The organism is Aromatoleum buckelii (assembly GCF_012910785.2).
Taxonomy (GTDB): domain Bacteria; phylum Pseudomonadota; class Gammaproteobacteria; order Burkholderiales; family Rhodocyclaceae; genus Aromatoleum; species Aromatoleum buckelii.
Genome location: NZ_WTVH02000009.1, coordinates 172,783 through 188,137, shown reverse-complemented (window position 1 = coordinate 188,137; position 15,355 = coordinate 172,783). Strand labels below are relative to the sequence as shown.

Sequence of the window (15,355 nt, the reverse complement as noted above, 5' to 3'; positions counted from 1 at the left end):
GGCATTTCACCGAGCGGGATCGCCGGGCGCGGTACCGACGTCCCTCCCCGCCCGCCCACAATCAGAGATGCGGCCCGAGGATGCGTCGGTAGAACTCATGGAAATGCCGCATCCCGTCCTCGAGCGGCGACTGGTACGGCCCGACCTCGTCGCGCCCTTCCTGCAGCAATGCCCGGCGACCCCGGTCCATGCGCTCGCCGATGTCGTCGTCCTCGATCGCGGTTTCCATGTAGGCGACCTGTTCGGCTGCGACGAACTCGCGTTCGAACTCGACGATATCCTCGGGATAATAAAACTCGACAACGTTCGTCGTCCTATTCACGTCGCGCGGGATCAGCGTGCTGACGACGAGCACGTGCGGATACCACTCCACCATCACATTCGGGTAATACGTCAGCCAGATCGCGCCCTGGGCCGGCCGGCTGTCGCCGTAATAGGCGAGGATCGCCTCATGCCACTTCCGGTATGCGTTCGAACCCGGTTTGGCCAGCGAAGTGATGCCGACACGCTGCACCGAGTACCAGTCGCCGAATTGCCAGGTCAGGTCGTCACAGCTGACGAAGCGTCCCAGGCCAGGGTGGTAGGGCACGACGTGGTAGTCCTCGAGGTACACCTCGATGAACGTCTTCCAGTTGTAATTGCACTCGTGAATCTCGACGCGATCGAGCTTGAAGCCTGAAAAGTCGAGTTCCGGCGCCATCTCCATTCCCGCCAGATCGGCTCGGGCCGAGCGCGGACCGGCGAACAGCAGACCACGCCAGTTTTCCAGCGCATCACGCTTGAGGTCGAGGCAGGGGTTCTCGGGGAAACGCGGTGCACCGAGCAGGCGGCCCTGCTGGTCGTACGTCCAGCGGTGGACCGGGCAGACGATCCGTTCGGCAGTGCCCGCCCCCTGCAACATGATTGCCTGACGGTGACGGCAGACGTTCGAAAGGCGATGGATGCCGTCCTGCGTGCGAAACAGCAACCTGGAGTGGTCCAGCCATTCCAGAGAGCGATAGTTCCCCACTTCCGGTACCATCAACTCGTGGCCGACATATCCCGCCCCGCCCTGGAACAACAGGCGCTTCTCCAGTTCGAAGATTTTTTCGTCGAAGTACATCGAAACCGGCAACTGGGAAATCGCCGGGGCCGTTTTGGCCTTGGATGCGAGATCGGACATCCCCGAACCTCCCCTGTAAATTCCAAGAAATTCGGAAAAATGAGCGGATGATTCTATTAGAGAAGTTGTTTGACCGCCAGTAGCCCGATCGGTTACTTTTCCCCCTTTTATTTTGCACGGCTTCGAATCATGGCCAAGGCCCCAACTGCGCCGAAATCCTTCGAATCCGCCATTGCCGAACTCGAAGCGATTGTTCAGGAAATGGAAAGCGGAGCAATCTCGCTCGAACAGGCGCTGGAACGGTATCAACGCGGCGCCAACCTGCTGAAACACTGTCAGGAAACTCTGCAAGCTGCCGAACAGCGGGTGCGCCAGCTGGAAAACGATGTTCTGGCGCCGCGGAATCCGGCTGAAGACATGAGGGACCAGGAATGAGCCACACGAATTTTTTGGCCTGGATGGAAGCCATCCAGCGACGCTCCGAAACTGCACTGGAAAACCTTCTCCCCGACGCTAACATCGCTCCCGCCCGGCTCCACGAGGCGATGCGCTACGCCGTGCTCGGCGGCGGCAAGCGCATCAGGCCGCTGCTCGTCCATGCGGCAGGAGGACTCGTCGGTGCTGCCTTGGAGCGGCTGGACAAAGTTGCGTGTGCCGTCGAGCTGATTCACGCCTATTCCCTGGTCCACGACGACTTGCCCTGCATGGACAATGACGTGCTGCGGCGCGGGAAACCGACCGTGCATGTCGAATACGATGACGCGACCGCGTTGCTCGTGGGGGATTCGCTGCAGGCGCTCGCCTTCCAGTCCCTCTCCGAGCATCCGCTAAGCGATGACCCGTCGGAACAGCTGGCGATGATCGCCCAGCTCGCACGCGCCTCCGGCTCGCGCGGCATGGCGGGCGGGCAGGCGATCGACCTTGCCGCAGTCGGGAAACAGCTTAGCCGCGAAGAGCTCGAATACATGCATATCCACAAGACCGGCGCCTTGATCCGGGCCTCGATCCTCCTGGGGGCAACATGCGGCACCAGCCTCGACTCCGACCGCCTGGAACGCCTCGATCACTACGGGAAGCTTGTGGGCCTGCTGTTCCAGGTCGTCGACGACATCCTCGATACGCAGTCCGACACGGCGACGCTCGGAAAAACAGCCGGCAAGGACGCCGACAATAACAAACCGACTTACGTAACTCTCCTCGGCATGACGGAAGCGCGCGCGCTCGCCGAATCGCTGCTTGCCGACGCCCGTGAAGCCCTCACGCCTTTCGGATCCCAGGCCGCCAGACTCGACGAACTCGCCACTTTCATCGTCCATCGAAGATTCTGAATTCCGATTCCGCCGGACCTGCACATGCCCCCGTACCCCCTGCTTCACCGCATCGACTCACCGTTTGATCTGCGCCAGCTGGACCGTCGCGAACTCCCGGCCCTGGCCGCGGAGCTGCGCGCATTTCTGATCGAGTCGGTCTCGAAGACCGGCGGACACCTGTCTTCCAACCTCGGCACGGTCGAGCTGTCGATCGCGCTGCACTACATTTTCGACACGCCGGAGGACCGCATCGTGTGGGACGTGGGCCACCAGACCTACGGGCACAAGATCCTCACCGGCCGACGCGAGGCAATGAGCAGGCTGCGGCAGTGGGGCGGAATTTCGGGCTTCCCGCGCCGCTCGGAAAGCAGCTACGACACGTTCGGCACCGCGCACTCGTCGACCTCGATCTCGGCCGCGCTGGGAATGGCGGTGGCCGCGCGCAACCGGGGCGAGCAGCGGCGCTCAATTGCGGTGATCGGCGATGGCGCGATGTCGGCCGGCATGGCCTTCGAAGCCCTGAATAATGCCGGAGACATGCGCGACATCAACCTGCTGGTGATTCTCAACGACAACGAAATGTCGATATCGCCCCCGGTCGGCGCGCTGACGAAAATCCTCGCCCGCATGTTTTCGGGCCGGACCTACAATGCCGCGCGCCGTGCCGGCGAAAAAGTGCTCGGCGTGTCCCAGCCGATGCTCGACTTCGCCCGCAAGGTCGAAGAGCATGTGAAGGGCCTGATCACCCCGGGAACGCTGTTCGAGGAGTTCGGCTTCCATTATTACGGCCCGATCGACGGGCATGACCTCGACGCCCTGATCCCGACACTGCAGAACCTGCGCAAGCTCAACGGTCCGCACTTCCTGCACGTCATCACGCGCAAGGGACAAGGTTACAAGCTCGCCGAAGCAGATCCCGTCCTTTACCACGGGGTCTCGACATTCGACCATACAGCGGGCATCCAGACCGCCAAAGGCGCCGCCAAACTCACGTACACGCAGGTGTTCGGCGACTGGCTGTGCGACATCGCCGCCCAGGACGAAAAAGTCGTCGGCATCACCCCCGCGATGCGCGAAGGCTCCGGGATGGTGCGGTTCGCACAGGAATACCCGGATCGCTACTATGATGTAGGAATAGCCGAGCAGCACGCGCTGACGTTCGCCGCAGGCCTCGCGTGCGAAGGCTTCAAACCCGTCGTGGCGATCTATTCGACCTTCCTGCAACGCGCCTACGACCAGCTCATCCACGACATCGCGCTGCAAAACCTCCCCGTGGTGTTTGCGATCGATCGCGCCGGACTCGTCGGGGCCGACGGCGCCACGCATCACGGAGCCTTCGACCTCTCCTACCTCGGCTGCATTCCCAACCTCGTTGTCATGGCGCCTGCCGATGAAAACGAGTGCCGGCAGATGCTCTACACGGCTTACCGCCACAACGGACCCGCCGCGGTGCGATACCCGCGCGGCACCGGAATGCAGGTGGAGCCGGAAACCGCAATGGCGGCACTTCCGATCGGCAAGGGCGAGATCCGCCGAAACGGCCAGCGCATCGCGCTGCTCGTCTTCGGCAGCCTGCTCCTCAATGCACTGCAGGCCGCCGAGCAACTCGACGCGACCGTCGCCAACATGCGTTTCGTCAAACCGCTCGACGTCGCGCTTATCGAGGAACTTGCCGCCGGTCACGACCTCCTCGTCACCCTCGAGGAAAATGCGGTCATCGGAGGCGCCGGATCGGAGGTGGCGAGAGTGCTGGAAAACCTGACAAACCGTCCCCGGCTGCTGCGTCTGGGCTTGCCGGACACCTTCATCGACCACGGAGACCAGTCTCAGCTCCTCGAGTCGGTCGAGCTTGACGCTGCGGGCATGGTGGCCGCAATAAGGCGTGCCTACCCTGACAATAGTTGAGTGTTTTTGTCGGGAATGATAGGATTCACTACCGGCTTCACAGAGAACAGCAGATGACTTCCCAAAAGGCTCATGCCATTCCCGACGTCCAAAATCTCAACGACAGCCGTAAACTGGCCATCGACAAGGTCGGCATAAAATCCATTCGTCATCCAGTTCGAGTCAGCGACAAGAACGGCGGCGTGCAGCACACGATTGCCGTTTTCAACATGTACGTCGGCCTCCCTCATAATTTCAAGGGGACCCACATGTCGCGCTTCATCGAGATCATCAATGGGAACGAGCGGGAGATTTCGGTCGAGTCCATCGAGCCGATGCTGCGTGAAATGGTCAAACGCCTTGAAGCCGAGACCGGCCAGATCGAACTCACCTTCCCCTATTTCATCAACAAGGCCGCCCCGATCTCGGGAGTTCAGAGCCTCATGGACTATGAGGTGACGTTTACGGCAGAAATACGGGAAGGGGGCGCGTACAGTTTCACGATGAAGACCGTCGTGCCGGTAACGAGCTTGTGCCCGTGCTCGAAAAAAATCTCGGAATATGGCGCGCACAATCAGCGCTCTCACGTCACCGTCACTGCTCAAACCAACAGTTTTCTCTGGATCGAAGAACTCGTACAGCTGGTGGAAAGCCAGGCTTCCTGCCAGCTCTACGGCCTACTGAAGCGCCCGGACGAAAAATACGTGACCGAGCGCGCATACGACAATCCAAAGTTTGTCGAGGACATGGTTCGGGACGTCGCTGGTCTTCTGAATGCCGAGCCTCGCATCGACTGCTACCGCGTGGAGTCCGAAAACTTCGAATCCATCCACAACCATTCCGCATATGCGCTGATTGAATGCGACAAGCGCTTGGGTCTTGGCGCGAACTGAAGCCCGCGCTCATCCCGGAAGTGGCGTAGTCGCTCATCGGCCACGCCCTCGCTGCTGCTAGCGAGGAAGACCGTTATTGCCTGGCGGGGAGATAGATCTCCGCATGGCCTTCGAGTACCACTTTTCCGGCCACCGTACAGACAGTATCAAAGAACGCCCGGCGCTTGTGAGTCACGAGTTCGCGTACTGTCACCCGGGCGACTACCGTTTCGCCGACTTTCACCGGTGCCTTGAAGTTCAGCGACTGCCCGAGGTAGATGCATCCCGGTCCTGGCAGCTTCGTACCGAACACTGCGGAAATGAAGCTCGCCGACAGCATTCCATGAGCGATGCGTTCGCCAAACATCGTCGAGGCCGCGAATTCGCCGTCGAGGTGAACGGGATTCGTATCACCCGAAATACCGGCAAACATAGCGATATCCGCCTCCGTGACGGTACGCCCGATCGCCGCTGACATACCTATTTTGAGATCCTCGAAATCATGACCATAGCACTGCGAAAAATCGCGGACCGCTTCACTCATCTTGCATCCCGTTTTAGCTCGTTAATAGCATGAAATCCGACGACGACCTGCATGGTTATTCGCTGTCGAATTAGGTTTCCGGAGCATATCCGAAATTCCGAAGACATTCTGTACCGGGATCCGATGATCGTGCTCCCAGGACTAGGTAGGCGTTAAGGCTGGATAGGCATCCTGAACGGGGCTATTGGAGCCAAGGCATCGCGTTGTGCAGACACGGCGGCATGAGCCGCAGGCAGGATTCGGTCTGCAACGCGCTCGGCAAGTCACGCCGGGGGCGGGGGGCGCGCAGCGCAACGCGACGTCCTCGCCGGGTAGCGGGCGCAGACGCGTCGCCGGCGCGGCGCAAGCTCTTTTCTGCGGCGAATAGGCAGCAAAAAGCCGCTTTCCCGTGGAGGGGGAAGCGGCTTTTCGGTGCAAGGGGTAGTCTGACGATGACCTACTTTCGCACCCGCAGTGGGCACTATCATCGGCGCGCTCCTGTTTCACGGTCCTGTTCGGGATGGGAAGGGGTGGGGCCAGGAGGCTATGGTCGTCAGACTGTAAAGGGTAACAAAGTGGGGAAGCAAAGTGTGTGTGGGGGTGTGATGCGTTTTTCGGTGAGTTGTCGCGGTGTTGGATCCAGGGTTATAGGATCAAGCCTCACGGGCAATTAGTATCGGTTAGCTCAACGCATTGCTGCGCTTCCACACCCGACCTATCAACGTTGTGGTCTTCAACGACCCTTCAGGGGGCTCGAGGCCCCGGGGAAGTCTCATCTTGAGGCGAGTTTCCCGCTTAGATGCTTTCAGCGGTTATCTCTTCCGCACTTAGCTACCCGGCGATGCGACTGGCGTCACAACCGGTACACCAGGGGTGCGTCCACTCCGGTCCTCTCGTACTAGGAGCAGGTCCTCTCAAACTTCCAGCGCCCACGGCAGATAGGGACCAAACTGTCTCACGACGTTTTAAACCCAGCTCACGTACCACTTTAAATGGCGAACAGCCATACCCTTGGGACCGGCTACAGCCCCAGGATGTGATGAGCCGACATCGAGGTGCCAAACTCCGCCGTCGATGTGAACTCTTGGGCGGAATCAGCCTGTTATCCCCAGAGTACCTTTTATCCGTTGAGCGATGGCCCTTCCATACAGAACCACCGGATCACTATGACCTGCTTTCGCACCTGCTCGACTTGTCGGTCTCGCAGTCAAGCCGCCTTTTGCCATTGCACTATCAACACGATGTCCGACCGTGTCTAGGCGACCTTCGTACTCCTCCGTTACCTTTTGGGAGGAGACCGCCCCAGTCAAACTGCCTGCCATGCACGGTCCCCGACCCGGATTCACGGGCCAAGGTTAGAACCTCAACGACACCAGGGTGGTATTTCAAGGTTGGCTCCACGGAAACTGGCGTTCCCGCTTCACAGCCTCCCACCTATCCTACACAAGTCCCGTCAAAGTCCAATGCAAAGCTACAGTAAAGGTTCATGGGGTCTTTCCGTCTTGCCGCGGGGAGATTGCATCTTCACAAACATTTCAACTTCGCTGAGTCTCAGGAGGAGACAGTGTGGCCATCGTTACGCCATTCGTGCAGGTCGGAACTTACCCGACAAGGAATTTCGCTACCTTAGGACCGTTATAGTTACGGCCGCCGTTTACCGGGGCTTCGATCAAGAGCTTGCACCCCATCACTTAACCTTCCGGCACCGGGCAGGCGTCACACCGTATACGTCCACTTTCGTGTTTGCACAGTGCTGTGTTTTTAATAAACAGTCGCAGCCACCGATTCTCTGCGGCCCCTTCGCCCTTCGGATGTACTCCTACAAGCTAACGGGGCATACCTTCTCCCGAAGTTACGGTATCAATTTGCCGAGTTCCTTCTCCTGAGTTCTCTCAAGCGCCTTGGTATTTTCTACCTGCCCACCTGTGTCGGTTTGCGGTACGGTCGATCCTAGACTGAAGCTTAGAGGCTTTTCCTGGAAGCATGGTATCAACCACTTCGGGCTCAAAGAGCCCTCGTCATCACGCCTCAGCTCAGCCCCGCGGATTTGCCTACGGGGCACGCCTACACGCTTAAACCGGGACGTCCAACACCCGGCTGGCCTAACCTTCTCCGTCCCCCCATCGCATCTAGGACCGGTACGGGAATATTGACCCGTTTCCCATCGACTACGCATTTCTGCCTCGCCTTAGGGGCCGACTCACCCTGCGCCGATGAACGTTGCGCAGGAAACCTTGGGCTTTCGGCGAGGGTGCTTTTCACACCCTTTATCGCTACTCATGTCAGCATTCGCACTTCCGATACCTCCAGCATCCCTCTCGAGACACCTTCGCAGGCTTACGGAACGCTCCCCTACCATCTCTTGCGAGATCCGCAGCTTCGGTTCATGGCTTGAGCCCCGTTACATCTTCCGCGCAGGACGACTCGACTAGTGAGCTATTACGCTTTCTTTAAAGGATGGCTGCTTCTAAGCCAACCTCCTAGCTGTCTGGGCCTTCCCACTTCGTTTCCCACTTAGCCATGTATTTGGGACCTTAGCTGGCGGTCTGGGTTGTTTCCCTCTTGTCCCAGGACGTTAGCACCCCAGGACTGTCTGCCGTATATCACTTTGCGGTATTCGGAGTTTGCTATCGCGGGGTAGATCGCAGTGACCCCCCCAACGATTACAGTGCTCTACCCCCGCAAGTGTCCGTACGACGCACTACCTAAATAGTTTTCGGGGAGAACCAGCTATTTCCGGATTTGTTTAGCCTTTCACCCCTATCCACAGCTCATCCCCTAATTTTTCAACATTAGTGGGTTCGGACCTCCAGTGCGTGTTACCGCACCTTCATCCTGGCCATGGATAGATCATCCGGTTTCGGGTCTACGCCCAGCAACTCAATCGCCCTTGTCAGACTCGGTTTCCCTACGCCTCCCCTATTCGGTTAAGCTCGCTACTGAACGTAAGTCGCTGACCCATTATACAAAAGGTACGCAGTCACCCCACGAAGGAGGCTCCCACTGTTTGTATGCATGCGGTTTCAGGATCTATTTCACTCCCCTCCCGGGGTTCTTTTCGCCTTTCCCTCACGGTACTGGTTCACTATCGGTCGATCACGAGTATTTAGCCTTGGAGGATGGTCCCCCCATCTTCAGACAGGATTTCTCGTGTCCCGCCCTACTTGTCGCACGCTCAGACCCGCCACCTACTTTTCGCATACGGGACTATCACCCTGTATCGTCGGACTTTCCAGACCGTTTTGCTAAGTAGATGGTTTAGTCGTGCAGGCTCCTCCCCGTTCGCTCGCCACTACTTGGGGAATCTCGGTTGATTTCTGTTCCTGCGGCTACTTAGATGTTTCAGTTCGCCGCGTTCGCCTCCACACGCCTATGTATTCAGCGCGGGATACTCCAAAAGGAGTGGGTTTCCCCATTCGGACATCGGGGGATCAAAGCTCCATTGCCAGCTCCCCCCCGCTTTTCGCAGGCTTGCACGTCCTTCATCGCCTGTGATCGCCAAGGCATCCACCACATGCACTTAGTCGCTTGATCCTATAACCATGGACCCTGTGTTGCCAGGGCACCCACCGCCATAGACGAACTCACGCTTGTGCGCGCACTCACCTGCCGCTGGTTCAAAGCGCAGATGAATGCAAAAATGCAATCACACCAACCCATGCAACAGTGCGCCTTGCGGCCCACTGTCGCACACTTTACTTCTTCCACTTTGTTAAAGAACGCGACCTCAAAAACCTGCCAAGGCCTAAGCGCTGCGGACCCGACGATCCGCACCGCTTAGCCCTTCGACGCCTGCTTCTGCCCACCCCCGAACGCTGGTGGAGGATGACGGGATCGAACCGTCGACCCCCTGCTTGCAAAGCAGGTGCTCTCCCAGCTGAGCTAATCCCCCCGCTTGATCGTGTGGTGGGTCTGGTTGGGTTCGAACCAACGACCCCCGCCTTATCAAGACGGTGCTCTAACCAGCTGAGCTACAGACCCTCATGCCTTCGAGGCTCTCGTTGCCTGAACAACCGATAAGTTGTGGATACTGCGCCGCCGCGGCGTCATCTCTTGAAAGGAGGTGATCCAGCCGCACCTTCCGATACGGCTACCTTGTTACGACTTCACCCCAGTCATGAATCTCACCGTGGTAAGCGCCCTCCCCGAAAGGTTAAGCTACCTACTTCTGGTGAAACCCACTCCCATGGTGTGACGGGCGGTGTGTACAAGACCCGGGAACGTATTCACCGCAGCATGCTGATCTGCGATTACTAGCGATTCCGACTTCACGTAGTCGAGTTGCAGACTACGATCCGGACTACGATCGGCTTTGTGGGATTGGCTCCACCTCGCGGCTTGGCAACCCTCTGTACCGACCATTGTATGACGTGTGAAGCCCTACCCATAAGGGCCATGAGGACTTGACGTCATCCCCACCTTCCTCCGGTTTGTCACCGGCAGTCTCGCTAAAGTGCCCAACCTAATGATGGCAATTAGCGACAAGGGTTGCGCTCGTTGCGGGACTTAACCCAACATCTCACGACACGAGCTGACGACAGCCATGCAGCACCTGTGTCCTGGCTCCCGAAGGCACTCCCGCATCTCTGCAGGATTCCAGGCATGTCAAGGGTAGGTAAGGTTTTTCGCGTTGCATCGAATTAATCCACATCATCCACCGCTTGTGCGGGTCCCCGTCAATTCCTTTGAGTTTTAACCTTGCGGCCGTACTCCCCAGGCGGTCGACTTCACGCGTTAGCTGCGTTACTCAGGAAGTTACCTTCCCGAACAACTAGTCGACATCGTTTAGGGCGTGGACTACCAGGGTATCTAATCCTGTTTGCTCCCCACGCTTTCGTGCATGAGCGTCAGTATCGGCCCAGGGGGCTGCCTTCGCCATCGGTGTTCCTCCACATATCTACGCATTTCACTGCTACACGTGGAATTCCACCCCCCTCTGCCGTACTCTAGCCGTGCAGTCACAAGCGCAGTTCCCAGGTTAAGCCCGGGGATTTCACACCTGTCTTACACAACCGCCTGCGCACGCTTTACGCCCAGTAATTCCGATTAACGCTCGCACCCTACGTATTACCGCGGCTGCTGGCACGTAGTTAGCCGGTGCTTCTTCTGACAGTACCGTCATCCAGGCGGGATATTCACCCGCCCGATTTCTTTCCGTCTGAAAGAGCTTTACAACCCGAAGGCCTTCTTCACTCACGCGGCATGGCTGGATCAGGCTTGCGCCCATTGTCCAAAATTCCCCACTGCTGCCTCCCGTAGGAGTCTGGGCCGTGTCTCAGTCCCAGTGTGGCTGATCATCCTCTCAGACCAGCTACGGATCGTCGCCTTGGTAGGCCTTTACCCCACCAACTAGCTAATCCGACATCAGCCGCTCCAATCGCGCGAGGCCCGAAGGTCCCCCGCTTTCCCCCTCAGGGCGTATGCGGTATTAGCTACGCTTTCGCGTAGTTATCCCCCACGACTGGGTACGTTCCGATGCATTACTCACCCGTTCGCCACTCGCCGGCAGGCCGAAGCCCCCGCTGCCGTTCGACTTGCATGTGTAAAGCATGCCGCCAGCGTTCAATCTGAGCCAGGATCAAACTCTTAAGTTCAATCCAACAAAGTACTCAAAATCATCTCTGACTTGCGAGCACTCAATCTTTGCAATTGCCGAATCCACCCGAAGGCAGTTCGACCACCGCAGCAACCCAGTACCCACACTTATCGGTTGTTCAACTTTTTAAAGAACTGCTGCCGTTGCAGCGAGAAAGAGATTCTGATCGACTTCGCCGCTGCCGTCAACCCCCACCGGACCTTTTCCTGACCACCGGGGAAGCTCTCTCCATCGCCACCGCGCCTCGCACCGTACTGCCAAAACCGCTCGGTGCCGCGAAGAGGGGCGAATTATAGACACTTCCAACAGGCAGTCAACCGGTTGCTGAAGCGAAGCCACTCAAAAATAAAATCGGGAGAGTCTTCCATCACCGTAGAATTTCGGCCTCGACGCCAGGGACCTCCCATGAAACAGTATCTCGATCTGATGCGCCATGTCCTCGATCATGGCGACCGGAAATCCGACCGGACCGGCACCGGCACACTTTCGACCTTCGGCTGGCAGATGCGGTTTAATCTCGACGACGGCTTTCCTCTCCTTACGACGAAGAAGCTGCACACCCGCTCGATAATTTATGAATTGCTATGGTTTCTGCGCGGCGATACCAATATCCGCTACCTCAAAGAGAATGGCGTGTCGATCTGGGACGACTGGGCCGACGAGAATGGCGATCTCGGGCCGGTGTATGGAAAGCAGTGGCGACGCTGGGAAACGGCCGATGGGCGAACGGTGGATCAGATCGGGCAACTGATCGACGGTCTGCGGCGCAACCCGGACTCGCGCCGCCACATCGTCTCCGCGTGGAATCCGGGCGAGGTCGAAGGGATGGCGCTCCCCCCGTGTCACGCCCTGTTCCAGTTCTACGTCGCAGGCGGACGCCTGTCCTGCCAGTTGTATCAGCGCAGTGCCGACATCTTCCTCGGGGTGCCGTTCAACATTGCGTCCTATGCGCTGCTGACGCTGATGGTGGCGCAGGTTTGCGGGCTGCGTGCCGGCGATTTCGTCTGGACAGGGGGGGACTGCCACCTGTACCTCAACCATCTCGAGCAGGCACGCGTGCAGCTCTCGCGGCAACCACGCGCTTTGCCGCGGATGATCGTGAATCCCGGCGTCACCGACATCTTTGGATTCCGCTTCGAGGATTTTCGCCTCGAAGGCTATGACCCCCACCCCCACATCAAAGCGGAAGTGGCCGTATGAGCGCGGGCAAGCGGCAAGTGATCATCATCGCAGCGGCTGCGCGAAACGGCGCGATCGGAAGAGACAATCAATTGCCGTGGCGACTGAAGTCGGATCTCGCCCGTTTCAAGGAAACGACGACCGGGCATTCCGTGCTGATGGGGCGCAAAACCTGGGAATCGCTGGGGCGGCCGCTACCGGCCCGACGCAATCTGGTCGTGACCCGTGACCGTAGTTACTCCGCGACCGGGGCGGAGGTTTTTCCGGATCCGGAAGCAGCGCTCGAAGCTGCGGGCGACGAGACCGTCTTCGTCATCGGCGGCGCCGAACTGTATCGCCGGTTGCTCGACAGGGCCGACGCGCTGCTGCTTACGGAAGTGCACGCCGATGTGGACGGAGATGCGCATTTCCCGGCGTTCGACCGCGGAGACTTCGACGAGGTGCGGCGCGAAAGGCACGAAGCGGACGCGCATAACGAATTTTCGTTCGATTTCGTCGAGTACCGGCGCAAGACACGCTGAACCGGGAAGCTCGCTCCCAGTTCAGCGTCATCGGTCAGTCCTGCCTCACGCAGTCGACGTAATAGTCGAACCGTCCCTCGGCCAGCTCCCTGACGAGGCCGTGGATATCGGTCTCGAACCCCGGAAAGCCCGCGTTGAAATCACGCGCGAACTTCAGGTAACGCACGATCGTCGCGTTGAAACGCTCGCCCGGAATCAGCAGCGGGATCCCAGGCGGATACGGCGTGACGAGCATCGCGGTCACACGCCCTTCGAGCTCATCGATCGGCACCCGCTCGATCTCGCGGTGCGCCATCTTGGCGAACGCATCGGCCGGCTTCATCGCCGGAACCATATCCGACAGATACATTTCGGTGGTGAGGCGCGCGATATCGTAGGACTTGTAGAAACTGTGGATCTGCGCGCACAAGTCCTTCAGGCCGACTTTCTCGTAGCGCGGATGCTTGGCAATGAACTCCGGCATTACGCGCCACAACGGCTGGTTGCGGTCGTAGTCGTCCTTGAACTGCTGCAATTCGGTCACCATCGTGTTCCACCGGCCCTTAGTGATGCCGATCGTGAACATGATGAAGAACGAGTACAGCCCGGTCTTTTCGACGATGATGCCGTGTTCGGCGAGATAACGCGTGAGGATCCCGGCGGGGATACCGGAATCTGCGAAGTCACCGTCGACGTCGAGCCCCGGCGTGATCACCGTCGCCTTGATCGGGTCGAGCATGTTGAACCCCGGCGCGAGATTGCCGAATCCGTGCCAGCGTTCGCCGGCCTTGAGCATCCAGTCCTCGCGCTCGCCGATGCCCTCCTCGGGCAGGTATTCGGGCCCCCAGACCTTGAACCACCAGTCGGCGGGTCCGAATTCGGCCTCCACCTTGCGCATCGCGCGGCGGAATTCGACGGCTTCCGACAGCGACTCGTCCACCAGCGCCGGCCCGCCGGGAGGCTCCATCATCGCCGCCGCGACGTCGCACGAAGCGATGATCGCGTACTGTGGCGACGTCGAGGTGTGCATCAGGTAGGCTTCGTTGAAGATGTCGCGGTCGAGCTTGCGGGTCTGCGAGTCCTGCACGAGGATCTGCGAAGCCTGTGACAGCCCGGCCAGCAGCTTGTGCGTCGACTGCGTCGAGAACACCATCGATTGCTCGCAGCGCGGGCGATCCGCGCCGATCGCGTGGTAATCGCCATAGAAATCATGGAACGCCGCGTGCGGCAGCCAGGCTTCGTCAAAGTGCAGCGTGTCGATCTCGCCGTCCAGCATCTCCTTGATCGTCTCGACGTTGTACACGACACCGTCGTACGTCGACTGCGTGATCGTCAGGATGCGGGGCTTCTTGCCGGCGCTCGGGCGCGCGAACGGGTTCGCCTCGATCTTGCGCCGAATCGTCTCGATGCTGAATTCTTCCAGCGGGATCGGACCGATGATGCCGTAGTGGTTGCGTGTCGGCGTCAGGAACACCGGCACCGCGCCAGTCATGATGATCGAGTGGAGAATCGACTTGTGGCAGTTGCGGTCGACGACGACGACGTCCCCGGGCGCGACGGTGGTGTGCCACACCATCTTGTTTGACGTCGAGGTGCCGTTGGTGACGAAATAAAGATGGTCGCAGTTGAAGATGCGCGCCGCGTTGCGTTCGGAAGCCGCCACCGGCCCCGTATGATCGAGCAGCTGCCCGAGCTCCTCGACCGCGTTGCACACATCCGCGCGCAGCATGTTTTCACCGAAGAACTGGTGGAACATCTGCCCGACCGGGCTCTTCAGGAACGCCACTCCGCCCGAATGGCCGGGGCAGTGCCACGAATACGAGCTGTCGGCTGCGTAATGCACCAACGCGCGGAAAAACGGCGGCGCCAGGCTCTCGAGATAGTTCTTCGCTTCGCGCACGATGTAGCGCGCGACGAACTCGGGCGTGTCCTCGAACATGTGGATGAAGCCGTGCAGCTCGCGCAGCACGTCGTTCGGGATGTGCCGGCTGGTGCGGGTTTCGCCATGGATGAAGATCGGGATGTCGGCGTTGCGCAACCGGATCTCCTCGACGAACGCGCGCAGGTCGGCGATCGCCTTGTCGGACGCCTCCGGCGACGAGAACTCCTCGTCGTCGATCGACAGGATGAAGGCGGAGCCACGGCTTTGCTGCTGCGCAAACGAGGTCAGGTCACCATAACTCGTGACACCGAGCACTTCCATGCTCTCTTCCTCGATCGCCTTGGCCAGCGCGCGAATGCCGAGGCCGCTCGTGTTTTCCGAGCGGAAATCCTCGTCGATTATGATGATCGGAAAGTGAAAGCGCATCCCTCTTCTCCAGCTTCTTGCGTTGGGGCCATGGGCATCATACCCACGTGAATCCTGCTTCCCGACTAGCGGAAAGGACAA

At 59.2% G+C, this 15,355-nt stretch carries 9 protein-coding genes, 2 tRNA genes and 3 rRNA genes; 6 read left to right on the top strand and 8 right to left on the bottom strand.

The features are described 5' to 3' along the window. Positions 1-61 precede the first annotated feature (61 nt). Complete coding sequence (locus GO608_RS06970; protein ID WP_169200566.1) at positions 62-1,162, bottom strand: aromatic ring-hydroxylating oxygenase subunit alpha; 1,101 nt, start codon at positions 1,160-1,162, stop codon at positions 62-64. A gap of 129 nt (positions 1,163-1,291) precedes the next feature. Here GO608_RS06970 and GO608_RS06965 point away from each other — a divergent pair, with 129 nt between their 5' ends. The 4 genes from GO608_RS06965 to folE2 are packed head-to-tail and all read left to right on the top strand — an operon-like array spanning position 1,292 to position 5,189. Continuing rightward, complete coding sequence (locus GO608_RS06965; RefSeq protein ID WP_041646310.1) at positions 1,292-1,537, top strand: exodeoxyribonuclease VII small subunit; 246 nt, start codon at positions 1,292-1,294, stop codon at positions 1,535-1,537. Beyond that, on the top strand, positions 1,534-2,430 hold the full coding sequence (locus GO608_RS06960; protein ID WP_169200567.1) for a polyprenyl synthetase family protein: 897 nt from the start codon (positions 1,534-1,536) through the stop codon (positions 2,428-2,430). Before GO608_RS06965 ends, GO608_RS06960 begins: the two co-directional genes overlap by 4 nt. Positions 2,431-2,454: 24 nt before the next feature. After that, positions 2,455-4,317 (top strand): 1-deoxy-D-xylulose-5-phosphate synthase, encoded by a 1,863-nt coding sequence (gene dxs, locus GO608_RS06955; protein ID WP_169200568.1) that lies wholly within the window; start codon positions 2,455-2,457, stop codon positions 4,315-4,317. A gap of 53 nt (positions 4,318-4,370) precedes the next feature. Next, positions 4,371-5,189, top strand: a complete 819-nt coding sequence (gene folE2 / locus GO608_RS06950; RefSeq protein WP_169200569.1) for a GTP cyclohydrolase FolE2 — start codon at positions 4,371-4,373, stop codon at positions 5,187-5,189. 73 nt (positions 5,190-5,262) lie between these two features. Here folE2 and GO608_RS06945 read toward each other — a convergent pair whose 3' ends face one another. From GO608_RS06945 to GO608_RS06920, 6 genes are all read right to left on the bottom strand, one after another. Continuing rightward, the gene (locus tag GO608_RS06945; RefSeq protein WP_169200570.1) at positions 5,263-5,712 is read right to left on the bottom strand and encodes a MaoC family dehydratase; all 450 of its coding nucleotides are present in this window, start codon (positions 5,710-5,712) and stop codon (positions 5,263-5,265) included. 423 nt (positions 5,713-6,135) lie between these two features. After that, a 5S ribosomal RNA gene (rrf, locus tag GO608_RS06940) occupies positions 6,136-6,249 on the bottom strand. Positions 6,250-6,340: 91 nt separating this feature from the next. Continuing rightward, a 23S ribosomal RNA gene (locus GO608_RS06935) occupies positions 6,341-9,225 on the bottom strand. A 282-nt stretch (positions 9,226-9,507) separates the two neighbouring features. Further along, positions 9,508-9,583 (bottom strand) — tRNA-Ala (locus GO608_RS06930). A gap of 12 nt (positions 9,584-9,595) precedes the next feature. Further along, positions 9,596-9,672 (bottom strand) — tRNA-Ile (locus GO608_RS06925). Between the two features lie 75 nt (positions 9,673-9,747). Beyond that, positions 9,748-11,285 (bottom strand): 16S ribosomal RNA (locus GO608_RS06920). The 16S, 23S and 5S rRNA genes sit together here with 2 tRNA genes alongside, the layout of an rRNA operon. 407 nt (positions 11,286-11,692) lie before the next feature. Here GO608_RS06920 and GO608_RS06915 point away from each other — a divergent pair. Together GO608_RS06915 and GO608_RS06910 are read left to right on the top strand one after the other, a co-directional pair. After that, positions 11,693-12,487, top strand: a complete 795-nt coding sequence (locus tag GO608_RS06915) for a thymidylate synthase (protein ID WP_169198996.1) — start codon at positions 11,693-11,695, stop codon at positions 12,485-12,487. Next, positions 12,484-12,987 (top strand): dihydrofolate reductase, encoded by a 504-nt coding sequence (locus GO608_RS06910; RefSeq protein WP_169198997.1) that lies wholly within the window; start codon positions 12,484-12,486, stop codon positions 12,985-12,987. The genes GO608_RS06915 and GO608_RS06910 overlap by 4 nt, the downstream gene beginning before the upstream one ends. 34 nt (positions 12,988-13,021) lie before the next feature. Here the strand turns inward: GO608_RS06910 and GO608_RS06905 are convergent, their stop codons facing one another. After that, positions 13,022-15,274 carry an arginine/lysine/ornithine decarboxylase gene (locus GO608_RS06905; RefSeq protein WP_169198998.1) on the bottom strand — a complete coding sequence of 751 codons (2,253 nt, stop codon included), beginning with the start codon at positions 15,272-15,274 and terminating at the stop codon, positions 13,022-13,024. Positions 15,275-15,355: the final 81 nt, after the last annotated feature.